General features: G+C 56.9%; 19 protein-coding genes. 7 read left to right on the forward strand and 12 right to left on the reverse strand.

Going from position 1 to position 24,152, the window contains the following annotated elements; translation table 11 throughout:
- Both CGZ80_RS28605 and CGZ80_RS10910 read left to right on the forward strand, forming a co-directional pair.
- Positions 1-234, forward strand: a 234-nt coding sequence (locus tag CGZ80_RS28605) for a hypothetical protein (protein ID WP_233148358.1), incomplete at its 5' end; no start/stop codon positions are given.
- A 177-nt stretch (positions 235-411) separates the two neighbouring features.
- Positions 412-2,187 (forward strand): type II secretion system protein GspD, encoded by a 1,776-nt coding sequence (locus CGZ80_RS10910; RefSeq protein WP_094414237.1) that lies wholly within the window; start codon positions 412-414, stop codon positions 2,185-2,187.
- 35 nt (positions 2,188-2,222) lie between these two features.
- Here CGZ80_RS10910 and CGZ80_RS10915 read toward each other — a convergent pair whose 3' ends face one another.
- The 11 genes from CGZ80_RS10915 to CGZ80_RS27595 all read right to left on the reverse strand — a co-directional run bounded on the left by CGZ80_RS10915 (position 2,223) and on the right by CGZ80_RS27595 (position 11,970).
- Positions 2,223-2,564 carry a hypothetical protein gene (locus tag CGZ80_RS10915; protein WP_143543863.1) on the reverse strand — a complete coding sequence of 114 codons (342 nt, stop codon included), beginning with the start codon at positions 2,562-2,564 and terminating at the stop codon, positions 2,223-2,225.
- Positions 2,565-2,751: 187 nt separating this feature from the next.
- A complete protein-coding gene (locus tag CGZ80_RS10920) occupies positions 2,752-3,402 on the reverse strand; it encodes a hypothetical protein (RefSeq protein ID WP_094414241.1) in 651 nt (216 codons plus the stop codon).
- Positions 3,399-4,073 (reverse strand): hypothetical protein, encoded by a 675-nt coding sequence (locus CGZ80_RS10925; RefSeq protein ID WP_143543864.1) that lies wholly within the window; start codon positions 4,071-4,073, stop codon positions 3,399-3,401. Before CGZ80_RS10925 ends, CGZ80_RS10920 begins: the two co-directional genes overlap by 4 nt.
- A gap of 17 nt (positions 4,074-4,090) precedes the next feature.
- Complete coding sequence (locus CGZ80_RS10930; protein WP_143543865.1) at positions 4,091-5,218, reverse strand: hypothetical protein; 1,128 nt, start codon at positions 5,216-5,218, stop codon at positions 4,091-4,093.
- A gap of 78 nt (positions 5,219-5,296) precedes the next feature.
- Entirely contained in the window at positions 5,297-6,508 is a 1,212-nt protein-coding gene (locus tag CGZ80_RS10940) for a type II secretion system F family protein (protein ID WP_094414249.1), read from the reverse strand.
- A gap of 4 nt (positions 6,509-6,512) precedes the next feature.
- Positions 6,513-8,363: a GspE/PulE family protein gene (locus CGZ80_RS10945; protein ID WP_094414251.1), complete on the reverse strand. Its 1,851-nt coding sequence runs from the start codon at positions 8,361-8,363 to the stop codon at positions 6,513-6,515.
- A gap of 47 nt (positions 8,364-8,410) precedes the next feature.
- Positions 8,411-8,758, reverse strand: a complete 348-nt coding sequence (locus CGZ80_RS10950) for an STAS domain-containing protein (protein WP_094414253.1) — start codon at positions 8,756-8,758, stop codon at positions 8,411-8,413.
- Positions 8,759-8,760: 2 nt separating this feature from the next.
- On the reverse strand, positions 8,761-10,278 hold the full coding sequence (locus CGZ80_RS10955; RefSeq protein ID WP_094414255.1) for a PAS domain-containing sensor histidine kinase: 1,518 nt from the start codon (positions 10,276-10,278) through the stop codon (positions 8,761-8,763).
- Positions 10,271-10,741, reverse strand: a complete 471-nt coding sequence (locus tag CGZ80_RS10960; RefSeq protein ID WP_094414257.1) for a response regulator — start codon at positions 10,739-10,741, stop codon at positions 10,271-10,273. The genes CGZ80_RS10955 and CGZ80_RS10960 overlap by 8 nt, the downstream gene beginning before the upstream one ends.
- Positions 10,742-10,793: 52 nt before the next feature.
- Positions 10,794-11,222: a type II secretion system protein gene (locus tag CGZ80_RS10965; RefSeq protein WP_094414259.1), complete on the reverse strand. Its 429-nt coding sequence runs from the start codon at positions 11,220-11,222 to the stop codon at positions 10,794-10,796.
- A 490-nt stretch (positions 11,223-11,712) separates the two neighbouring features.
- Positions 11,713-11,970, reverse strand: a complete 258-nt coding sequence (locus CGZ80_RS27595) for a hypothetical protein (protein ID WP_143543866.1) — start codon at positions 11,968-11,970, stop codon at positions 11,713-11,715.
- 460 nt (positions 11,971-12,430) lie between these two features.
- Here CGZ80_RS27595 and nusA point away from each other — a divergent pair, with 460 nt between their 5' ends.
- The 5 genes from nusA to CGZ80_RS10995 all read left to right on the forward strand — a co-directional run bounded on the left by nusA (position 12,431) and on the right by CGZ80_RS10995 (position 20,129).
- Positions 12,431-13,945 (forward strand): transcription termination factor NusA, encoded by a 1,515-nt coding sequence (gene nusA, locus CGZ80_RS10975; RefSeq protein ID WP_094414263.1) that lies wholly within the window; start codon positions 12,431-12,433, stop codon positions 13,943-13,945.
- Between the two features lie 473 nt (positions 13,946-14,418).
- Positions 14,419-17,553 carry a translation initiation factor IF-2 gene (infB, locus tag CGZ80_RS10980; RefSeq protein ID WP_094414265.1) on the forward strand — a complete coding sequence of 1,045 codons (3,135 nt, stop codon included), beginning with the start codon at positions 14,419-14,421 and terminating at the stop codon, positions 17,551-17,553.
- Between the two features lie 127 nt (positions 17,554-17,680).
- Complete coding sequence (gene rbfA / locus CGZ80_RS10985) at positions 17,681-18,115, forward strand: 30S ribosome-binding factor RbfA (protein WP_094414267.1); 435 nt, start codon at positions 17,681-17,683, stop codon at positions 18,113-18,115.
- Between the two features lie 177 nt (positions 18,116-18,292).
- Positions 18,293-19,327, forward strand: coding sequence for a hypothetical protein (locus CGZ80_RS10990; protein ID WP_094414269.1), 1,035 nt, complete (start codon positions 18,293-18,295; stop codon positions 19,325-19,327).
- A gap of 55 nt (positions 19,328-19,382) precedes the next feature.
- Positions 19,383-20,129: a YebC/PmpR family DNA-binding transcriptional regulator gene (locus tag CGZ80_RS10995; RefSeq protein ID WP_094414271.1), complete on the forward strand. Its 747-nt coding sequence runs from the start codon at positions 19,383-19,385 to the stop codon at positions 20,127-20,129.
- Positions 20,130-20,751: 622 nt separating this feature from the next.
- On the opposite strand, the gene CGZ80_RS11000 is transcribed toward CGZ80_RS10995, so the two are convergent.
- Positions 20,752-23,751, reverse strand: coding sequence for a vitamin B12-dependent ribonucleotide reductase (locus CGZ80_RS11000; protein WP_094414273.1), 3,000 nt, complete (start codon positions 23,749-23,751; stop codon positions 20,752-20,754).
- Positions 23,752-24,152: the final 401 nt, after the last annotated feature.

Genomic DNA, 24,152 nt, shown 5'->3' on the forward strand with positions numbered 1-24,152 from the left:
CGAGGACTAAGTAGGCGTCAAATCAGCCGTATCCGCGATAGCGAGCGGTTGCGTGTTTTCCCGGGTGCAAACGTCGTTATCTATCGTCGCCGTCGTTCCGAGCAAGGTGACCGATGGGGAACCGACGCTAGCGCGTTCCGGCTAATACAGCCGGCATTCAACCAACTTCTTCAACCGTTCAGAACGTTGCTCGCCTTGCTGATTCGCTTTCAATTCCTCCCGCCAGCGGGCTAAAACGTTCGCGTTTCGACCTAAAAGTGCGCAAAGTTCATCGTTTTCGCCGTCGATGAGGGTAAACCGCCGCCGATATCTGCTGTGGCGTCAAGCTTTAGCGATTGTGACGGTTGTTCCTGTTCATCGCGGCCGATGCCATCGGTACGTTGTCCCTTCCGCGGACCTTGACTCGGGCGAATGCGAACGTTTTGGCTGATCACAACTGCAAGCTCCTTGCTGGCGATGATGCCAGCGACCCGGCTTGCCGTCCCGGACGCGGAACAATCAATCGCGTTTCAGGAAACTGCAACGCTCTCAACGGCGACATCGGCGATCCAGCTCATAAAACCTGGTTGCCCGGTACATCAGGTCCCGGTTCAACCGGTTCTTGCCGATCCGGCACAACGCCCCGCTCAAATGACTGAAGTGGCGTCTGTCAGCGAGTTCGGAATGGGGATCCAACAAGTCGGCTTCGACGAACCGCGTCGCCAGCGGAACGGCGCAGCGACTGAATCCGCCGTGGCACAAACCGTCGCCCAGGTGACGGACCTAAAAGTCGATGAACTGCCGACTGTGGTGTTTGCTGCGGAAGCGACAACGCGGGGTAAAGAACGGCTACCCGTCGTAGCAACCGCTGGCGGCGAAGATCTGATATTGGGTCCCGCCGATTCAAGCGGCGACTTGCGTCCGTTGATGATTCCGGTGTCAGAGCCAACGCAAGCGGAAGGCACCACATTCCAAAAGCACGATGACTTGGTCACCTTGGTTGCGACCGATGCGGACCTGCGTTCGGTGCTACGAATGATCGCTGAACACCACCAACTGAACTTGGTGGTCGGCCCGACGGTCGATGGTCCGGTTACCGTTAGCTTGCGAGGCGCGAGGCTGGACGAAGTGCTTGACGCGATTTTAGGAGTCGCTGGTTTCCATTGGCATCAGCATGACAATTTGTTGTACGTGACCGGCTCCGATGCGGCAGCGTTGGATCCCAAAGTGCAAGGGCGTCGCTTACAGGTTTACCCATTGAACTATGTTGCCGCAGACGATGTCGAAGCGGTGGTCACGGGACTATTGAGCCCGATCGGAAAGTCATTCGTCACCCAGTCGAGTGATACCGAAAAACTGCAAACCCAAGAACTGTTGATCGTCGAAGACAACGAGACCGGACACTCGAGGATTTCGCAGTACCTAGCACAAGTCGATGTCGCTCCGGCGCAGGTATTGGTCGAAGCTCACGTGTTGCAAATTGACTTGGACGACGAGCAACGGCGGGGCGTTGATCTCACCGGGCTAGCGCGAATCGCAGGTGCCCGATTGACGTTGCAGGGCGACGGTTTTGCAAACCGCGAACCAGAGGGACCATCACTGGCGTTCCAAATCGACGGCAATGACGTCGACGGATTGATCGAAGCGATCCATGCCAACACGTCCTCGCGTACTCTCGCATCGCCCAAGGTCAGCGTTGTGAATCGTCAGATGGCTAAGGTTCAAATCGGCCAGCGTTTGCCATACGCCGTCGCGACGACCACCCAAACGGCAACCATTCAAAACGTCCAATTCTTGGATGTCGGCATCGTGCTGGAAGTCACGCCGGTGATCACCGATGATCGCTATATCCTAATGACGGTGTTGCCCAAGATTTCCGGCGGCCGAATTACCGAATCGGGTTTTCCAGAAGAGGACACGACCCAGGTTTCGACCACCGTGTTGATGCCCGATGGTAGCGGCCTGGTAATCGGCGGATTGATCCGTGAAGTGAATGAACAGAGCGACGCGAAAGTACCGGGACTCGGACGCATCCCAGTCGTCAACCGATTGTTCAATCGCCATTCGGCACAGTCACGTCGCAACGAATTGGTTGTCGCGTTGGTCACTCATATTCTTGACGGACCTCGGCCAGTACGCCAGCGAGAATGCTTGGATCTGAACGAAGCGTTGCCGATGCATGCGGCTCAAGAATTGACCGTTCGCTAAACAAGCGTCTTCGGCTTGTGCCGTTTTCGCCCCGACTAAGGCGACGAAGCTGGCGTCAGCTGGATGTGATCTACGGTGATCGCCCCCACGCGTAGACCGGGCGATAATTCATCGCCGCCGGTCAAGATCGTTCCATTCACGAGCACTCGGCGTTTGTTTCCGTCAAAGGCTTCCTCAGAGGCACTGTCAAAAGTACCGTACACCGCATTTACCTTGACTGGCGGGCGTGATTCGGATGCATTTTCAGTGGCAACGACCACGTTCGACTCGACCGGTATTTCCTTCGGCGGGGCTTGCCGAAACAAGTCAATGTCGGCGACTTCGTCCAGATTCACCCGAGTCAGTTCTTTGGGGGCAGAGCGTAACAGCTCGGACATTGGCTGGCTCGTTCGCGGCTTTACTTCGGGCTGTACGCGTGAAACCAGTGCGACCGACGTTGTCCCCGATGATGGGGGTTCCGGTGAATGCTGCGATGTTGTCATCTGCGCATTCACCAACGCCCCAACGAGTAAGACACTGAGCACCACGAGCAAGGCGATTTGCTTCCCGCTCACGGAATTCGCATTAGTGGACATCAACAGTTTCCTTGGGATAAAGTTTGTCTGCGAGTGTACCGGTCGCGGCGATCGGAATTCGAATGGAAACGGTTGCGAGACAGGTCGAATCAGAACGACTCGTGTCACGCCGAAAGCTAACGTCGTGTGTCCAAAAGGGCAGAGGCAATTCGGCGGACCGCTGGATGAAACGACTGATAGCGGGAAACGTGCCAGCGAGTTCGACTTTGGCGTTCCAAACACCGACACGACTTCCACGTTCGAGGACGCCGCGTTGAATCGAGGAAACTTGCACCTCACAGCCTTGTGCCAGTGTTTCGATTGCGACTTCACGCTCTTGCCAATTGATTCTTCGTGGTAACCATGATTGAAGTTCAACGATTTGTCGTTGCAATTCAGCCGCGTCAGCTTTGGCAGCTTCGAAATCGCGTTGCACCTCCCCGCGGCTACCGATCAGGCGAACGGCGGCGACGATATCGGACGTCGAGTCCATCGGAGGCCCAAGGATTGACTGGGGCGAGAACCAACACAGCAAACTGATCGTGAGCAGTGTGCACAAGACGGTCGTGCCAACGAGATGGCAACGCAACGGCGTCCGCAGCCAAGGCAATCGCGTCGAAGGCTCGCTGTCGAACTGGCTGTATCCGAATGGAGAGTTCATGGGATGAGCTTTGCCGAAAGCGGTGTGGCGTTTATCTGGACGAGCGTTTCGGACAATCCAATTTGGGGTGTCGAAAACTGGATGTCGTGTAAGCGATCCGTTTGTTTCAGGTTTGCCTTCCAGGCTGAAATCACGGCCCGATTGTCGACCGTAGCGACAACGGAGAATTCCGCTTTCCCATTGCTCGTTGCCGTGCGTTTCGGATCGTCCGGATCGTTCTCCAGCGGCAACCGAACGGACAGTGATCGTGTTTCGATTGCATAGGGGCTTTCTGCCAAGCTTTGATGAGTCGCGATCGCCAATGTCGCGATGACTTGGGACAAGCTGTCATCTGGCTTCGCGGACTGAACCAGATGCAACCATTGCTGTTTTTCCGCAAGTCGTGCGACCTGATTGGAGGTCAGGCCGCGCAAGGCTTCGACGGGCTGGCTGGCATCCAGAATCTGGCGGTTCTGAAGTTCCAACCGCTTTCGCCCCACCCAGATCGACAAGAGCGATCCGACCGTCAACAGTGTCGCCAGGACCAACCCGATCAGCCATTTGACATAAAAACGCTTCGCGTCTCTCATCAGCCGATAGTCTTCGGGAATCATTTCAAAGTTCTGCCAACCATCGAGCGAATCAAGGCAGTTAACATCGACTCGCTGCTCGGCGAGAGAGAAAGGTGTCACGGTATCAAGCTGTGATCTCATTTGCCGTACCCTCGATTCGAAGCCTTTTCGGCGGCGCATGCCAACGAGAGTGCTGCGGAGAATGTCGCGTCACTCGCCGGCGAATTCTGACTGGTCGGAGTCGGGCGGCGATTCCCGCCGAAACGCCAACGTGCCACGGGGGTGTTGGCGAGTGTGGCAAGTGATTCGTCGACCCCAGGTATCTCCGAGACGGGACCGGCAATCAACAACGGTAGATCCGAAGCGTGGACGTTTTCGTTTCGAGCCGCATAACGACTTGTATTTCGAAACTCGCTCGCGATATCGGACAAATACGGCCGTAGTGCAAATGCATCAAGCGTGACACGCGACCGCGACGTTGCCGCTGAACCGAAGCAGAGCGATTGTCCGGCCACTAGATGTGCGGGCAATCCGGGTAGCGATCGAGCAAGACCCACACCAGTCGCGTGGCGCACGGAGATCAAGGAACCCTGTTCGCCGAGCCATAGAACGCATTGCGCATTGATTTGGGTCAATGCGTAGGCGGAATGCACCATCGCAACCGCATGCGGAAGCATCGTGGAGACTTGGTAGCCGATCGATGACGCGATTTCGAGAACATGGCAGGCGGCCCGGCGGGCGGTCGCGGCGACGACATACTGGTCATCCGAGCCGGGGTGCCCACAGTGAATTCCGGCAAGCGGCCAATGACAAAGGTGTGTGTCACTTCGGAAGATCGAGTTTTGAAATAGTCGTGCACTTCGTATTCGAACCTGACTCAATTCGTGTCCCGGAACCGTTTGGTACTGGGTCCAAGACATCGGCAGTGCAATCGCCGCACGACAATTGTCGCCATCAACGGGTCGCGGCAATCTGTCGATCAGTCGCTGCATCACCTCGCGCAGCCACTCGGACGTCGGTTCCCCATCGATCGGTTGTGGCAACGAGAATCGATCAGCCTGGAGCCATTCGATCTCGCCGCTTCGTCGATAACGCAACCCGGCAACACGGACTTCGGACTCGCCGAGATCGATCCCCACGAATCGAAGACGCTCTCGCTTGATTTTATGGCGACGTTCACGCAGCGACCCTTCACCTATTTTTCTCGGCACGGCCGCATGTGGCAGACCGTCAGCAAGTTGTGGAGAAGCGGTTGGAAGCATCATGATTGATTGGAACGATTCGGACGACGAAACACGTGTACTCGAGTTCGCTGAAAAGGTGATTGAAATCGCTTGAAACGCTCAGGGACCTGGGACCGTTGAGATCTCCAAGAGCGGAAGCATCACGCTCATCACCACACCGGCAACGACAATCCCCATCGCAAGGATGATGGTGGGTTCGAGTGCGATGACAAGGCGTTTGGTTTTGCGACCGCCTTCGGTTTCATAGAACTGGCCGATATCTTCGAGCACCTCTGCGACGCGTCCGGTGCGCTCTCCCGTTGCCATCATCTGCGCCGCTTCGGCTGGTAAAAAGTCAGCGTGAACGAGTGCGTCGCTGGCGTTCAAACCATCGATCAAATTGGCTTCCATTTCCGACAAGAGGTTCCGCCATGCCGGGACCGAGACGGTGTTGCGAGTCAAACGCACGGATTGCAACAAAGGCACACCGCCACCAACCATCGCCGCAATCGTGCGAAAAATCCGGCCGGCAATCAGGGGCCGATAGGCGTCTCTTAGCAGCGGCGCGTAGAGCATCAGGTACCCGACGGCTCTGCGAACGAAGAGATGTTTTCGAAGTAGCGTCAGGCCCCCGACATTGAGACTGGCAACGAGCAGGCCAAGCCCCCAGTGCTGGCGGCCGAGTCGTCCCAAGTCCAACAAGAACTGAGTTGACGGAGGAACGGGTCGTCCCAGTGAATCGAACACTTTGCCAAATTGCGGCAACACGCCCAATACGAGTGCCGCCATTACCACGACGGCTGCGAACACCAAAATCACGGGGTACACAATCGCGCCCAGCAAGCTGGCACGGATTTCCAGTTCGCCTCGCATTCGATCGCAAATGCCAGCGAGTGCCCGTGGGACGTCGCCGGTGGTTTCCGCGGCGGCAATCATGGCGGGCAAAGACCGTGGATAGTACACGCCATGTGTCGCAACGGCGGCGGAGAACGTACTGCCGCTGTGAATCGAATCATGAATCGCGATCAAGGACGCGGCCAAACGATCATCCTTGCAGGTCTCGGCGACGTGTTCGACAGCTTCGGCAATCTCGATCCCGTTTTGCGTCATTACCGCCAGCTGGTTCAGCGACATCAAGACGGCTGAGGGAGCGACACGTGTTAAGTGAATCGAAGTGTTTGCAGAGAGCGTCCCTTGGTTCCCACGCGTTTGTTGGAGATTTACTTGCCTGGACCGGACGTTCCTTGCACCGGTCGCGAGCTCGCTTCGCTGCGTGACCATTCGCCCGCTTGGCGTTGTCGGATCGACATTAGGTTGGGCAAAAACTTTCATGCTGTTAGTCCACCAGCGCGACGCGGCCGACTTCCTCCAAGCTTGTCAGATGCTGTTCGGCAAGACGCAAGCCTTCGCTTAGCAACGTGGCCCCAGAACGCACCGCACGCAGCGATTCGACATCCGCTCCGTTGTTGATCAACGTGCGAATCGCAGGCGTGATCTCGAACAGTTCATACACGCCGGTCCGACCACGATAGCCCGATTCGAAACATTCCGAACACCCGCGGCTACGTGCGAAACCGTGTCTTGAATCGCCTTGATAGTGAAGCTGCTGCAACAGCGCCGCCGACGGGTAATAACTTTCACGACAATTGGTGCAAAGGTTTCGCATCAGTCGCTGAGCCACGACCCCTACAAGGCTGGCGGCAATTTTGAATTCCTCGACGCCCATATCGACCAACCGCGTGATTGCGGTGGCGCTATCGTTGGTGTGTAACGTGCTAAGGACCAAGTGCCCTGTCAGGGCGGCCTGGATCGCGGTTTCCGCAGTCTCGCGGTCACGGATTTCGCCGACCATGATCACATCAGGGTCTTGTCGCAGGATGCTTCGCAGGGCATTTGCGAACGTCATGCCGGAATCCTTGGCGACATGCACTTGATTGATCAGTTCTAGCTGGTACTCAACAGGATCTTCTACCGTAACGACGTTCCGCTCGACGCCTTTGATCAGCTCCATCGCCGAATAGAGCGTGGTCGTTTTTCCGCTGCCGGTCGGCCCGGTGACCAGCACCAACCCGTGTGGTCGGCCCAGCATTCGGCGCAGACGAACGAGCGAGTTCTGCGGGATGCCTAGCTGGTTCAAATCAAACGTTACGCGACCGCGATCAAGGACACGCAAGACCACTTTCTCACCCAGCACCGTGGGCAGTGTACTGACGCGAAGATCAATGTCACGGCGGTTGATTCGCACATGCAACCGTCCGTCTTGCGGCTGACGGTGTTCGGCGATGTCAAGCCGAGCCATGACTTTGATCCGTGAGACGATCGCGGCGTGCATTTCTTTTCGAGGCTTCATGACCTCTCGGAGTGCACCGTCAATTCGAAAGCGGATCGACGTCGACTTTTGTCCGGCCTCAACGTGAATGTCGCTCGCGCCTTGTCGAACCGCCTGAATGATCGCGTAGTTGACCAAGTTGATGACCGGACTGCCTTCGGCCAATTGCCGTGTGTCATGCAAATCCAGGTCGATCGCTTCGGATTCAAGCTCCAATTGCTCGGCATCCAAATCCGCGGTCACCGAATCGACCGCGAAGTCATCTTCGTAGCATCTTGGCAGCAGACGCTCGATACCGGTCGCCAAAGTCAACACGGGGCGAATTCGGCACCCGCTGATATCGGTCAATGCGTCGATCGCTGCCAAGTCTTGCGGGTCGGCCATCGCGACGGTCAATTCGTCGTGGACCCGCATCAATGGCAACACACGGAACCGCTCGGCGTCTTCGCGCGGGACAAGACGGACGGCGGCGGGATCGATCAACCCTTCGCGAAGCTTGACACCTTCCACGTTCAATTGCTTGCCCATGATCGGCAACAAGTCGGCTTCGTCGGCCAACCCGAGTTCGGCGACGACTTCGCCGAGACGTTTGAATCGTTTCTGCTTTAGACGCCCAATCGGATGTGGCCCCTCCTGTGCGGCAAGTGCCTGCAAGCGTTCTTCTTCGCTGGCTTGGTGCGCAAGCGCCGTCTCCAGCTGGTCTTCGCGGAGAATCCCCGCTTCGATCAGTCGTTGCCCAAGCGGCATGAAGTCCCGCACGGAAGTCCAACCCTGGCGAGGATGAACGATCCCGCATTGTTGATCGTTCACCGTTATCGGGCGAGACGCATCAAAGGTTGCTGGCTGGACGGGATTCATGACAACTCGATCGGGCCGACGATGGCAGTTAGAGTGATGTTTGTTGGCTACGCAAAGCTGCCGAGTGCTCGCGTCAAATCAGTAAAGGATTCGATGCGTGCCCCAACACCTGTGATGCGGAGGATGTCCGCACAAAGCTCGTTCACGTTGCACAGTCGAACGCATCCACCGCGGTGACAACACCGTTCGCTTAATTCACTCAGCCACTCCAATCCGGATCCATCGATCAGCGGAGTGTCCGTCAAATCAACGATCACGGCGGGTGTGTTTCCGGTCATGGTTCGCGAGGTCAACTCGTCCAACGGAACGGCGGTCTCTGATCTCAAAGGACCGCTGCTGCGAAGCACATGGACGGCGCCGTGCTTTTCAATTCTTGGAAGCGACGTGTTTGTCATGATCAAATACCGCTTCGTGACTGGCCGCCGATCGGCAACCGCATCGTAAAGGTCGCGCCCTCATCGAGTGCACTTTGCAATTCGACCTCGCCGCCATGCATGCGGACCACTTCGCGGGTGAACGCGAGCCCTAATCCGTTACCACGCATTTGGCTGTTCGCCGCGTTAGTACCGCGGTAGAACTTCTCGAAGACTTTTTCCTGTTCGTCGGCGGCAATCCCGGGGCCGTCGTCTTGTACGACGATCCGGACGCTACCTTCATGAACACCGCAGCGGATCACGATCGCCCCGGCATCGGGAGTGTATTTGACCGCATTGCCGATCAGGTTCACCAAAGCCGCTTGCAGTTTGTCGCGGTCACCAAAGACGGTTGGCAGTTTAGGGGGCAACTCGGTCGTCAGCCGTTGGCCTTTTTGTTCTGCTTGTGCGCGCAGCTGTTCGGTTGCGTATTCGACCATCGGCAGGACTTCCAGTTCGTGCCGGTTTGCGACCATCGATCCGGCTTCTAATTGCCCGACGGTCAGCAGCTGGTCAACGAGTCTTCCTAGTCGATGGGATTCCGAAACAATGATGTTGCAGAATTCTTTTTGTCGCTCGATTTCGAGTTGTTCTTCGGCGGCGAGTGCTTCCGCATAGGCTTGCAAGTTATTCAGCGGGGTACGCAGTTCATGTGTCGCCGTCATCAGAAACTGGTCACGTGATTTAATCGCCAACTCTTGCTGCGTGACGTCTGTCAAAATCCAAGCAAACCCTTCGCCATCTCCAACCCGCCCGTCGAGACGACTACGGGCGATCCGAAGATGCACGCGTTCGCCACCAAGGATCACTTGGTGACGTTCATGGATCATCCGGATATTGCTGATCAGACGATTGCGTTTGGTCAGGATCGCGCTGTCGCCGGTTCTTAGTTTCAACAGGTCCAGCAGATCGCGACCACCATGGTTGGCATGATCGGCCAGTCCGAACAGTGCGCACGCGGGCGGGCTGATGAACAACATCCGACCGTCCAAATCGGTAATCACCCAAGCCGAAGGCAAGCCTCGCATCGCGCGGGCCAGCGTGATCGCTTCCTGGTCGAGCGTCGCAAGTGTGCGCGTCTCGTTGCGAACGCTTGCCGACTCAGCTTCGTGCAGCAATTCGTTCCACGATTCGGTGATCGGATCGTTGCCGATAATCGGACGAGCCGCTTTCCAGCGTTCCGGTTTTCCGACACAGTGGCGAAGTTCCGTTTCGATCGTACGAAGGGTCCGCACCGAACGAATCGAAAACAAACCGCACAGCGCACATACCGCCACGGTGGCAATCCACATCACCGCCGCAAAAGCGCGTTCGTTTGGAAACGCTCCCGATGCGACGCCGCCGATAAGCGCCGAGCATGCGGCAACGAAGAACCAAATGCCGATTCGAGTCGTGATCAGCGGTGGCGTACGAAGCGACGCGATCCCGGCAACGGACGTTCCGGTCGCCGCGTCGCTTTCCGGACTAACCCGAGCGACCGTTTCGTGGATCACATCAGCCATAGAAGCTGCCTAGCGTTGACGCGGCAAAACTGGGCGGCGAGTAGACTTGGTGAGGAAAGGCGGGGATCGACTTGCCGCGAGATTGCAGATTTCGAACGATCAAGTCACGCAATTGACGCGGACTAAATGGCTTGTGCAGGACGTCGACCAAATCGAACTCCTTCCGCAGTTGCTCGCTGTCAATCTCGAACCCTTTGGCCGTACACAAGACTGCCGGGACGTCATTGGGCGGAGCGAGTGATCGGATCGCGCGCAGCAATTCGATGCCTTCCAAGCGAGGGACTTGGTAATCGGTAACGAGAAAATCAATGTTCCCCTCAAGCAAACGTGCCAAGCCGGATTCGCCATCGGCAACCGTTTCGACACGGAGGCCTGCTTTAGAAACCGTAAAGCTGAGCACCCGCCGGAAAACGGGGTCGTCTTCGATGATCAGGACGGTTGGTGTGGTAGGCAGCGATTTCATGATGCTCAACTACGGTGGCGATGACGTTGGCGATGCGACAAAGGAATTCGACTTACCAGTCCTTGCCAACGTCTGAGCCGGTCGGATCGAGGTTCAGTTTCAAGCTGCCGTTGTGTGGCTTGTACGCCCAACCGTTCGTCGCATCAGGCGCGGGAATCACGGGTGCCGATGTCGTCGTCGTGTCGTAGTAAACGCCGCTTAACCCACTGACCGGGCCAATCGAAGGCGACGGGAACGGGCCGTTCAACATGTCGGACAAAACCGTTTGCAGTTCGCCGTTGACTGGATACTGTCCGGCCTGGGCGCGATACATTTCGATCGCATTGCGCAACACCGCGAGTTGCTGCCGGGTGGTGTTGATCTCTGCTTGCTCAGCAGTCGTAAACATTCGAGGAGCGGCAACCGCAGCAATGATTCCCAAGATCAAAATGACGATCACCATCTCGATCAGTGTGAATGCTTGACGTCGAATTCGATTCATCAACCTAATGCCCTAAATGTTTGATTGCTGTGGGGATGGCCCTGAACACGCGGCCAAGCCATCTGCCGCCTGGGGCGGCGTCTCAAGATTCACCAAAAGCTAGGACGGAAAAATTTGTCGCAAGTTGTCCTTTGCAGAAATCAAGTTTTTTCGCCCACTCTGCAGTGGGTGTTGACGGTTTGCATTCATGAAAATCGTTCTAACCGGCTTAAGGTGGCGATCGGGCGACAAGTGTTGCGGCCATGAAACGCCCCTGTCGTTTCAAAGCAACGCAGATCCGTCGGGGCGACCAGCGTTGCCACACAGTCGATTTCTTTTCCGAATAGCAGCAAGTCGTTTTGGGCCGGGGGAATTTGCGGTCTGACAACAATCTGACCGGCGAAGTGGTTAACCTGCGAGAGAGAAGATCGCGTCCAGGCGGCTCGTTCGGAACTGGATTTGCGACTGTTGGATGGTGACCGCGTTAATGACTACTGCCATGGAGCCTTACTCACTCGTGAACGACCAGCCACGCCCCCTCTGGATCATCGTGTTTGCAATTCTGATGGCTTGCGTCGCATTGCGAGTCCGTTCCGAACAACGTGCCGCCGAGGGACCGGCAAGCATAAACGGTGAGGTTCAGCGTCAAGTTGCTGAGTACTAACTCACGTGGTGGTTCGGTGTGATGCCACCAGCACAGCAATTCACGCACCCCAAACGAGTGATCGCAGGTTGAGTGATCGCAAACCAGCGAGATCGGAGCGGTCATTGCCACCGCCGGAGAGGTTCGCGATCAGTGCGGCAGGGGTTGGTATTCGATGCTCGCTGGCAACATGATCTGGGACCGAACGGTCGATCATTCCGGTTGGGAAACCTGGGCTTATTCGGCGGTTAAATGGCCCGCGAGACCGCTTCTGGGAAGGCCATTCAGGCCCCGTTCTTGGTTGACACTTCTAGGACAGATCAGTAAGTTGACTTCTCACAGCACTGGTACACGCAGATGCCCGGTCCTGCCAAAAGGTCCGGGTTTCTTTTTTGTCACACAGGTTCAGATTTCGACGTCGCGGGTTGGGATTGCGCACGACGCGCAGCGGATGGGAGAGCTCATTGGTTGGCGGAGTGCCCAACATTTGGCGACCAAGCCGAAGGCTGGCGAACTGTCGTTGCCGTGATTTGAATTTGTATTCCGCTCATCTCGTCATTCGTTGGTCAGGAACGTCAACAGAACTATGAACCCACAAGACATCCTGCGTTACGTCGACTCGCTACACCGCGAGAAGAATATTGACACCGAACTGGTTTTCGCAGCGATCGAAGCGGCTTTGCAAACCGCTGCGAAGCGACAGTACGGTGAAGACGCCGATCTCGTGGTCCGACTCGACCGCGACAACGGACGCATCAACGCGACGTTGGATGGCGAAGCATTGGGTGACGATCAGATCGGCCGAATTGGCGCACAAACCGCCAAACAGGTGATCATCCAGAAAGTCCGCGAAGCCGAACGTGACTCGTTGATGTCCGAGTACCGCGAACAAATCGGCGAGATGGTCGCCGGAATCATCGGCCGCGCCGATGGCGGCGTCGCGACCGTCAACCTGGGTAACGTCGAGGCAATTCTGCCACGCAGCGAACAGATCCCACACGAAACCCTGCATGCAGGCGAACGCGTTCGGGCGGTCGTTTTCGAAGTCAAATCGGCTGGCAACCGCGTCCGTGTCGTACTCAGCCGGACCCGGCCGCAATTGGTGCAGCGACTGTTCGAACAAGAGATTCCTGAAATCAGCGAAGGCGTCATCGCGGTTAACTCGATCAGCCGCGAACCGGGTTACCGGAGCAAGGTCGCCGTCAGCAGCGAAGATTCCCAAGTTGACCCGATCGCCGTTTGTGTCGGTTATCGCGGCAGCCGGATTAAAGCGGTTCGCGAGGAACTTGCGGGTGAACACATCGACGTCGTGCGATACAGCGATGACCCCGAGGTGCTGATCCCCAACGCCTTGCAGCCCGCCGAAGTTGAACAGGTCCTGCTGTGCGATTTGATTGGCCGGGCGATCGTGCTGGTCCAGGAAGACCAACTCTCGCTCGCGATCGGCCGACGCGGCCAAAATGTCCGTTTGGCCAGCAAACTGTGCGGCTGGGACATCGAAATCATGACCGCCGGCGAGCTGGAAGAACAAATCGAACGCGCCGTCATGGCCTTCAGCCAACTCGAAGGGATGACGCCTGAGATTTCACAAGTTCTCGTTGAGCAGGGTTATTTGTCTTATGACGATCTGTCCGTGATCGAGCCGGACCAGTTCATGGAAATGAGCGGACTGACCGCCGAACAGGTGGATTACATCGTCGATATGGCCGAGCAAAAGGCAGAAGAAGCCGAAGAAGCGGCCGCGATCGAACGCCAAGCTCGACGTGAGCAAGAACGTGGCGGCGGAAACAGCGCACCGCCCGCACCCGTGGCTGAGGAAGAAACTGGTCCAGAAGCGGGTGATGAAGTCGCCGAGTCGGGAGACGAAGCGGTTGACGCTCAAGTCGACGCCGCGATGCAAGAAGCCGAACTAGAAGACGGTGAGGCCGTCGCAGCGGACCACGTCCCCGCCGATACCGAAGTCGAAGAGGTCGACGAAGTGCAAGAACCTGTAAATGCGGAGGCCGAAGCCGCTGCCGAAGAACCCGTTTCAGCTGCAGACCCGGTCGCCGAACCGGATGCGGACGAGGCGGAGGCAGCTAAGCCGCAGCAGGAGAGTTAGCCTCTACATGAACGTTCGTTCGGCAAAGTCACTCGAGTACAGGAATTGATCCCCTCTAGCTGGCTGTTGAGACGTTCAGGAAGGCTTGAATTGGTCCATTGGACCGCGATTCATGGCAATGATCGCCTAGGGGAATGAAAAAGTCAGTTGAAATCCGACTTTGCCCCCAGGTCGGACCTCTTGCCGAACGCCGTTTTTCGCTATCCTTTGCGAATCTGGCGGGCCACGGCGAAGATGTTCGGCGTGGCTCGACTACTTAATCAAGAGACGACAAACCTTCCGGGCCCTCATCCGGGACTGACCGTGTGGTCAGCACCTGGGCCGCGAATTGCTCGCCGTGTATCGGTGAACAATGTTCGCAATGCCGGCCGATGGAGGAGAGTTTTATGTGACTTAGAGAATACTAGGAACGAGAGACCGTTAGGCGAATCAAGGCGGTCGGTTCCACTCAAATTTGACAGGATTTTCACCCCGTGGCAGCACGCATTTACGCGCTCGCAAAAGAATTAAATCTCGATAGTAAAGATCTGGTTGATCTCGTTAAAAAAGTTGGAATCACCGGCAAGGGCTCGGCATTGGCTAGCCTTACCGATGACGAAGTCCAACGCGTGCGCGAACATCTAAGTGGAGCATCGGCGCCAGCGAAGCCGGCCGCTCCTTCTGCAACTGACGAAGCGAAACGAGCTCCCGTTGCCGTTCGGCAGTCGGTCCGCACTGAACGTCGGCCGTTGAATATCGACGCCGGCGCACGTAGCGGTGCCCCCGCACCCAGCGAACCAGCCAAGCCCGTACGGAACGACTCGAAAGTGCGACCTGAGCCAAAACTCCGTGCACCAGCACCGCTCCCGCCAGTTGACGACGCACCCGAGGCACCTGAGCCGACACCAGCACAAACGCCCGATGTGCGTTTGCCAGCCGGCAGCCGTAACCGCGGCGGTGGACTCTCCGGTCGCGTTGCACGCTCCGGCGGCGACGGCCCTAAACCGACCAAGCCACAACGTGGCAGCGAGTCGGGTCGCCCAAGCGGTCCGCCAAAATCCGCACCGAAATCGGGCGGAAGCTCGCAACCGCCGCAGCGAAAGGCACCACAATCGCCTTCGCACAACAAGCCGACCTCCCAGCCGAGCGCGGCGCCACGCAGTGCCAAACCTCAGCAACCGCGGTCAGGTCAGTCACAGCCACCACGGCAACCGCAGCAACCTGCCGCGCAGCAGCCACAACAACCTCCACGCCCCGCCGAGCGCGCCAAAATGCCGCTCGCCGCAGTTCGCGGAAACCGCCTTGGCGGCACCGGACGTGTCCGTTCTTTGGACCAACGACCGGCCACCGGAAATGGCGACGACCAGAAAGGTGGTGACAAGCCGAAACGGCGTGAGCCACGGATCTCCGTGAACCTCGCATCCCTGCCGGATGCCCCCAAAGAGGTAACACCGAAATCGGATGACAAGGTCAAGGCACAAAAGCCGGACATCAAGCTCAGCCCCGATTTGATCGCCGGCCACAAGCAAGGTGTCAAAGCCCCACTGGACAAACTCGCCGCAGAATCTGCCGAGTCGAAGCGTGGAACAACAAACGCTCCCGCTTCGAAACGCGGTGGCCTGTCCGGGTTTACCGATAAAGGCAAACGTGGACGCGGCGGAACCGAAGAAGAAGAGGGTCAACGCCGTAAGGGACTGGCCGGAATGGCCCGCGCCCGAGCCGATCGCGGAGGCCGTCGTGGCCGGGGCGGATCGGAATTGTCCCGCTACTCGCGTGAAGACGGACGTGGCCAGCGTCGGACGCTGCAACACCGTGGCACCAACACCGCCGCGCCTCGTAAAGAGCCGGTGCAAATCGAACTGCCATGTACCGTTCGAAGCTTCTCCGAAGCCGCCAGTGTTCCTGTCGCCAAGGTTCTCAAGTCGATGATGACGATGGGAATCATGGCCAACATCAACGCCGAACTTGAGTTCGAGACGGCTGAAATCATTGCCGCAGAACTTGATCTCGAGCTGCAGCTGAAAGAATCGGAAACGCTAGAAGACGAGCTGATCACCGAAATCGAAGGCCAGGTCGATGATCCGGATTCGTTGGTTTCGCGACCGCCAATCGTGACCTTCCTCGGTCACGTTGACCACGGGAAAACCAGCTTGCTGGATTACCTGATCGGGATCAATGTCGTCAGCGGCGAAGCTGGCGGTATCACCCAACACATTCGTGCCTACACCGTCGACAAAGACGGCCGCAGCGTCACGTTCGTCGATACCCCCGGTCACGAAGCGTTTACCGAAATGCGTGCCCGCGGTGCGAACGTCACCGACATCGCTGTGCTGGTTGTCGCGGCGGACGACGGCATCATGCCGCAAACCGAAGAAGCGATCAGCCACGCCAAGGCGGCCGGGGTCCCAATCGTCGTCGCGCTCAACAAGTGTGACTTGGAAGGCGTCGATCCGAACCGTGTCCTAACGCAACTGACCGAACACGAGTTAACACCCAGCGAGTGGGGCGGCGACGTCGAAGTTGTCCGCACCAGTGCCCTCACCGGTGAAGGCATGGATGAATTGCTGGAAGTGTTGCTGACGGTCGCCGAAATGAATGAATACTCGGCAAACCCCGATCGCGACGCACTCGGTGTCTGTTTGGAAGCCGAGCAGCAAGGCGATCGCGGTGTTGTCGCGAAAATGGTCGTGCAAAACGGTACCCTCCGTGTCGGCGATATCGTCGTCTGCGGTCCGACTTACGGTCGCGTGCGTGCAATGAGCAACACGTTGACTGGCGAGTCGCTCACCGAAGCAGGACCGAGTACGCCGATCAGCGTCATGGGGATGGAATCGCCGCCCGGTGCGGGTGACCGCTTCCACGTCTTGGATGACATCGCCGACGCTCGCGAAATCGCCGGCCAACGCGCCGCGGCAAGCAGCCGTCAGTCGCTGTCCGGTACGACAACCAAGGTCTCCTTCGAAAACTTCCAATCGATGCTTCAAGAAGGTCGCTTGGGACAGTCCGAAGAGAAGGTCAAGCTGAACGTGATCATCCGCGCCGATGTGAAGGGTTCACTCGAAGCGATCGACAAAGAACTGAGCAAGTTCGAACATCCCGAAGTCGAAATCAAAGTTCTTCAGCGCAGCGTCGGCGGCATCACACTGGCGGACGTCACGTTGGCAGACGCTTCGGATGCAGTTGTGCTCGGCTTCAACGTCATCCCTGACGACCAAGCCCGCAGCTTGGCTGACGAACGCAAAGTCGAAATTCGACGCTATGACGTGATCTACAAGCTGACCGACGACATCAAAGCGATGATCGAAGGTCGCTTGAAGCCCGAAGAAAGGGTTGTCGACCTTGGCCAAGCTCTCGTCAAGCAAGTCTTTTCGATCAGCCGCGTCGGTACAGTCGCCGGTTGCTATGTCACCGCCGGTTCGATTCAACGTGGATGCCGGATTCGCGTTTACCGCGACAGCCGTTTGATCGGCGATTACGGTTTGGATTCGCTTCGTCGGATCAAAGAAGACATCAAGGAAGTGCCGCGTGGAATGGAATGCGGTATCCGTCTTCAAGGTTTCAACGACATCAAACAGGACGATATCCTGGAAGCCTACCGAATCGAAGAAGTCGCGCGAACGCTCGACTGATTCATCCAGGCAAGCCCATCGGACAATCGCCCGCCGCCGACCACACGGTCGCGGCGGGATGTTCGCTTGAGTTGCCTTCCTTTTCCCGTCCCTCCATTCCCCTTTCCATCTTTCTGCTAGGCTGATTGTGACCAGTCGTCGACTGCTAAAAGCTGCCGAAGCGATTCGCGAAGTCGTCGCCTCGGCCATCCTTACTGAACTACGTGACCCACGTGTCAAAGACGTCACCGTTATCGGTGTTGAAGTCTCTCCTGACATGCGTGAAGCCAAGGTTTCTGTCAGCGTTATGGGTGATGAAGCCCAGAAACAACGCTCGCTGACAGGTCTGCAGCACTCTGCCGGCTTTTTGCAATCTAAAGTTGCAAATCGGATCGACACTCGATTCACGCCCAAATTGCAATTTGAACTGAACCGTGGGATGGAAAATGCCATGGTCGTCGGCGAATTGCTGAACAAGATTCGCCGTGAACGCGATGAGCCCGACGCAGAAGATTCCGAAGAATTCGACGACGACGTCGCGATCGATGACGAGTCTGATTCGCCCAATACAGATGCGAATTAACGAGGTGTTCGACCAACCGCTGTGGCTCGGGTAATAACGCGAGTGCAGTCCAGATCGGATTGACGACACGAGATCTCCTTCGCAAACCGCGATCCGCCCCATCAAGATTTACAACACGACGACGATCGCGGCGACACCCAACGCCTGATCGATACATTCCCGCTCAAACTAGAAACAATGGCCGCAAGTAACCGCGCGAAACTGATTGCGAAGCTGCACAGCGAGCTTAAAAAACGTTATTCGACGCCTCCGTCACAGCCGTCTCGGCCGCTCCTCGAGCACATCCTGTACGCAGCGTTGTTGCAAGACGCACCCTATGAACTCGCTGACGAAGGCTTGGCGAAGTGCGAGCAAGAGTTCTTTGACTGGAACGAAGTTCGTGTCACGACCGTGACCGAGCTGACGCAAGTCCTCTCCGGAATGCCGGACCCACCAAAAACCGCACGTCGCTTGAAGGACGTGTTGCAGGCCGTGTTCGAAGAGTTCTATGCGTTCGACCTCGACCACCTGAAAAAAGAAAACTTGGGCAAGGCGGTCGCGAAGTTTGAAGCGATGCCCGCGATGACGCCCTTCATTTTGAGCTACACCGTCCAGCACGGTCTCGGCGGACACTCGATCCCAATCGATTATGCCGCGATGGTCATTATGTTGGCCACCGGAATCGCCAGCCAAGCCGAAGCCTCCGCCGGAAAGGTCCCCGGACTCGAACGTGCGGTCCCCAAGAGCAAAGCGGTCGAGTTCTCCGCACTGCTTCACGAGGCTGGTGTCGCACTGATGGCCGACCCCAAAGACAAGGAAGCTCGCGGGTTACTCGATTCGGTCGAAAAAGGTGCTGCCGAAAAATACGACGAATGGGAAGCCAGCAAGAAGGCTGCGATCCGTCGAGTGAAACGCCGACGCAAGGCTGAAAAAGAAAGCGAAGACACCGTAGAAGGTGAGGAAGCGAAGCCCGCAAAAAAGTCGTCTAAGCCCACTTCCGATTCAGGGGCGAAGACCAAGAAAGAAGCGGTAGCAAAGAAGTCGGAATCGGAATCCGACGAGAAAGACACCAAGAAAGCTTCACCGAAAAAGTCGGCTAAGAAAAAGGCGACTGCCGACAAAGCGGCAGAGGCGGAAGAAGCTGACGAGTCCGCGGCGGCGAAAAAGAAAACGTCCAAAAAGACAACCAAAAAGGCTGCCGGTCGCAAGCTTTCCAAGCGGAAGCCACGTTAATTTGGATTCGAAAGTACTGTAGGCAACACGTTACATTTTTTGATTCGGTTCAATCATGGCAGGTCATTCCAAGTGGGCGAACATCCAGCACCGTAAAGGACGTGTGGATGCGGCCCGTGGGAAGTTGTGGAGCAAGCTGAGCAAGGGGATCATCATCGCTGCACAGTCGGGCGGCGGAGACCCCAGTTCGAACTTCAAGCTGCGCAAGGCAATTGACGACGCGAAAGCCGTCAGTATGCCCAAGGACAACATTGAACGAGCCATCAAGCGCGGAACCGGTGAACTGGACGGCGGTCGCGTCGAAGAAATCGTCTATGAAGGCTATGGCCCCGGCGGTGTTGCGATCATGTGCGAAAGCCTGACCGACAACCGCAATCGAACTGCTCCAGAACTGCGGTCGATCTTCTCAAAGCTCGGCGGCGAACTTGGCAAGACCGGGTGCGTGTCGTATCTGTTCGACCGCAAAGGCTTGTTCGTTTTCGATGCCTCCACAGTCGATGAGGACCAAGTCACCGAAGTCGCCCTGGAAAACGGCGGTGAAGACGTCGAAAGCACTGACGACGGAAAGCTGCAGGTGACCACGTCGCCGGACGATTACCAAAGCTTGGCAGAAGCTTTCGAGGCAGCCGAGTTGGTCCCGGAAATGAAAGAGATCAGCCTGATCCCACAGACGACCGTCGAAGTCGACGTCGAAACCGGCAAGAAGGTCATGCGGTTGCTTGAACAACTCGACGACCACGACGACATCCAGAACGTCAGTACCAATCTGAACATCACCGACGATCTACTAGCGGAAGACTAGAACAGCTTTCGCGACTGCCAATCAACGAAGCCGTTACGGTTCCGTCCCGTCATCGGTAGTGGACGAAGCGATGAGCCCCTGGGCCATGGAATAGCCAACCAGCTCTCATCGCCTGAATGCGCGGTTTCTGAAAAGACCGACGTGATTGCAAATTGGGAATTGGGGCGAGGAGCAAGTAGGTGTCAAATCAGCCGCATTCGCGATAGCGAGCGGTTGTGTCTCCGCAGGGTAAAACGGCGTTATCCGCCGGGCTACGTGCACCGAGCAGGGTGACTGATAGGGAACCGACGCTAGCGCGTTCCGGCTAATGGGTGGACGAACCGATCAGTCCCCGGGCCATGGCATAGCCAACCAGCTCTCACCGCCTGAACGCGTGGTTTCTGAAAAGACCAGCGTGATTGCAAATTGAACATTGCAAATTTGGAATTGGGTGTGTGAACCGAGGATTCGCAATCAACTTAGCCGATACGCGCTAGCGTCGGTTCCCAATGATCACCTGGTCCCGGCCGAAACGAGAATCGCCTAAAGGCTAGACTCCAGCGGTTTGGGTAAAGCGCATGAAAAACGCAGCGACGAAAATTTGTTTCGCCGCTGCGTTTCGCTCAACTTCTATTCCGTTGGATCAGCTGCAACCCATGCTGGCACCACAGTTGTGGCACAGGTAGCAATTGCCGTTGCGAACGGTGATGCTGCCACAGTTATCACAGCTTGGGGCATCGATTTGGAACCGTGCGAACTGCTCTTGGCGGTTGTCCTCTTTCTTGGACGAACCGTTGCTGCCGTTGCCATTGATGCTGGCCAACAAACCGGCTCGCTCGTTGGTTGCGATCGTTGATTCGACGGTCGCGACTTCCGCACTGTTACCGGAATTGACCGAGTCGTTGCTTGGCACATGGCCGTTCGCTGGCATGCTGTCGTCATTGCTCATGAACGTCAGTCCCAACCAGCGAGCAATGTAGTCCACGACACTCTTGGCGATGCGGATGTCTTTGTTGCTGGTATGGCCCATCGGTTCGAACCGGGTGTGGCTGAACTTATTGACCAGGACTTCCAATGGAACGCCGTACTGCAACGCAATCGACAGGGCAGTCCCGAAGCTGTCCATGATACCGCCGACCGTCGACCCTTCTTTGGCCATCGTGATGAACACTTCGCCGGGACGTCCGTCGGGGTATTGGCCGACGCAAAGGTAACCTTCATGACCAGCGATGGTGAACTTGTGCGTGATACTGGTACGCGTATCGGGCAGACGTTCGCGACGCGGTTTGTAAACGATCTTTTCAACCGTCTTGGTAACGACTTTCGTCTCAGTCTTGGTCGACTTCCCTTCGTCCGACTTCGTGTTCAGCGGTTGCGACTGTTTGCTGCCGTCGCGGTAAATCGCGATCGCTTTCAGCCCCAATTCCCAGCCCCAGTAGTACGCATCGGCGATATCGGCCGGTGTGGTGTCGTGAGGCATGTTGACCGTCTTGCTGATCGCACCTGACAAGAACGGTTGAGCGGCCGCCATCATCGTCACGTGGGCACGCCACGAGATGCTGCGGATACCATTTGCAGGCGTGAACGCACAGTCGAACACGGACAGGTGCTCGGCTTTCAATTCCGGTGCACCTTCGATGGTGTCGTTGACATCGATGTATGCCAAGATGACTTCGATTTGCTCGGGGGTGTAGCCCAAGTGGCTGAGTGCTGGTGCGACCGTCTGATTGACGATCTTCAGCATCCCGCCGCCGGCGAGCTGTTTGTATTTCACCAGTGCGATGTCTGGCTCGATGCCAGTGGTATCGCAATCCATCATGAAGCTGATCGTTCCGGTCGGCGCCAAAACGGTGGCTTGGGCGTTACGGAAACCGTAGCGTTCGCCGATGTCCAGCACGTCATCCCACAACTTCTTCGCGGCCTCTTTCAATTCCGCTGGGCCGTCCTCGTCGATCTCGTTGGCAGCGTCGCGGTGCATCCGCATCACGTTCAACATCGGCTTTTCGTTCTCGGCGTAGTCATCGAACGGTCCGACAACGCCAGCCATTTCGGCGCTGGTGCGGTTGGCTTCGCCGTGCAGCAGCGAGGTCAACGACCCACACAGACCGCGAGCGGCCTTCGAGTCGTACGCCAAACCACGCGACATCACCAACGATCCCAGGTTGCTGTAACCGAGTCCGAGTGGGCGGAAGCGATGGCTATTGCGAGCGATCGGCTCGGTCGGATAGCTAGCGTGGTCCACCAAGATTTCTTGGGCGATGAAGAACAAGCGAGACGCAGCGCGGAAGCGTTTGACGTCGAACGATCCGTCGCGGTTGGCGAACTTCATCAAGTTGATCGACGCCAGGTTACATGCCGTGTTGTCCAAGAACATGTATTCCGAACAAGGGTTCGACGCATTGATCGCGCCGCTGTTCGGGCAGGTGTGCCACTTGTTGATCGTCGTGTCGTACTGGACGCCGGGGTCGCCACAGTGCCAAGCACACTCTGACATCTTGTTGAGCAGTTCTTTGGCATCGTAGGACGGCGGATCGCCAGCCACTTTGTCGGTGACCCAACGGGTTTGCCAACGCTTGCCTTCGCGAACGGCTTCCATGTAGTCGTCAGTGACACGAACCGACAGGTTCGCATTTTGGAAGCACACGCTGCTGTACGCTTCGCCATTGAAGTTCGAATCGTAGCCTTCGCGGATCAATGCGTGCGCTTTCTTTTCTTCCGACCATTTGCACTCGATGAATTCAAGAATATCTGGGTGCCAGACTTTCAGCGATTGCATCTTCGCGGCGCGACGTGTCTTGCCACCGCTTTTCACAACACCGGCGATCGAGTCATAGACCCGCATGAAACTGAGCGGCCCCGATGGTGTTCCGCCGCCGGAGAGTTTTTCTTTGCTTGACCGGATCGTCGACAAGTCAGTTCCGGTACCCGATCCGAACTTGAACAACATCGCTTCGGCACAAGCCAAACGCATGATGTCTTCCATGTTGTCGCCAACCGCCTGGATGAAGCACGCGCTTCCCTGGGGGAACTCGTAGGGGTTCTCAGGTTGGAAGGTTTCGCCTTCGGTGCGATCCCAGGCCCAATTGCACTTTGCCCCGGTAACACCGTATTGGTGGTGCAGACCGACGTTGAACCAAACGGGGCTATTGAACGCACCGTGCTGGTGCAGACACAACCAGGTCAGATCGCGGTAAAAATTTTCGCCGTCTTCAGGCGTATCAAAGTAACCGTCTGCCAAACCCCAGTCAGCGATGGTACGCGTAACACGGTGAATCAACTGGCGGACCGAACGCTCGCGTTCGTCAGTGTTCTTGGGGTCGCCGTAGAAGTACTTGCTGACGACGACGTTGGTGGCCAGCTGCGACCAAGTGGTTGGCACTTCGCAGTTGTTCTGTTCGAACAACGCTTTGCCGGATTCGTCTTTGATCGCCGCGCTGCGGATTTCCCACTGCGCAGTATCGAATGGCGTCTTGCCATCGGCCGGGCAAAAGGTGGGCTCGACTTTCAATCCGGGGCGATCCCCGCGCAAGGTCGTACCAAAGACCTCGGTGGCGTATTGAACGCCGTGTTGGTTGTTGACCTTCTCCAGGGCTGCATCGCCCCCACTCGCCGCACGTGAACTTTCGGGAAGAACAGTAGCCATCGTTTGATCAAACTCCGTGAGTCGTCCGTGGGACCAAACACAATGTACGTCTCAAAAGGTCGCCGGCGCAAGAGAGAAGTTGCGGATGCCAACGACAGGAGACGTCGGTTTGGTCCGTCCTAAAAATGAGGGGAAACAACAAGACAATCTGTCACGTCTGCCCACCGAGAACGCCGTCGTGAAAGCGGCATAGAACCCCCTAAAGGATCCATCCCTTTTCGCGAACCTTCCAAGTTGGCCAATCGCTTAAAACCATCAATACCAGAAATGATGTCACTACCGGTAGGGATATTTTGGCTGACTGCCACTATATGTGGGCGACGCGAGGAATCTTAGGCATTGCTTGCGAACTGTCAAACTGATTCTTTCTCAGTGCCTAAGTCCCGATGCAACAATGGGTT

This window comes from Rhodopirellula sp. MGV (assembly GCF_002251265.1).
Lineage (GTDB): Bacteria > Planctomycetota > Planctomycetia > Pirellulales > Pirellulaceae > Stieleria > Stieleria baltica_A.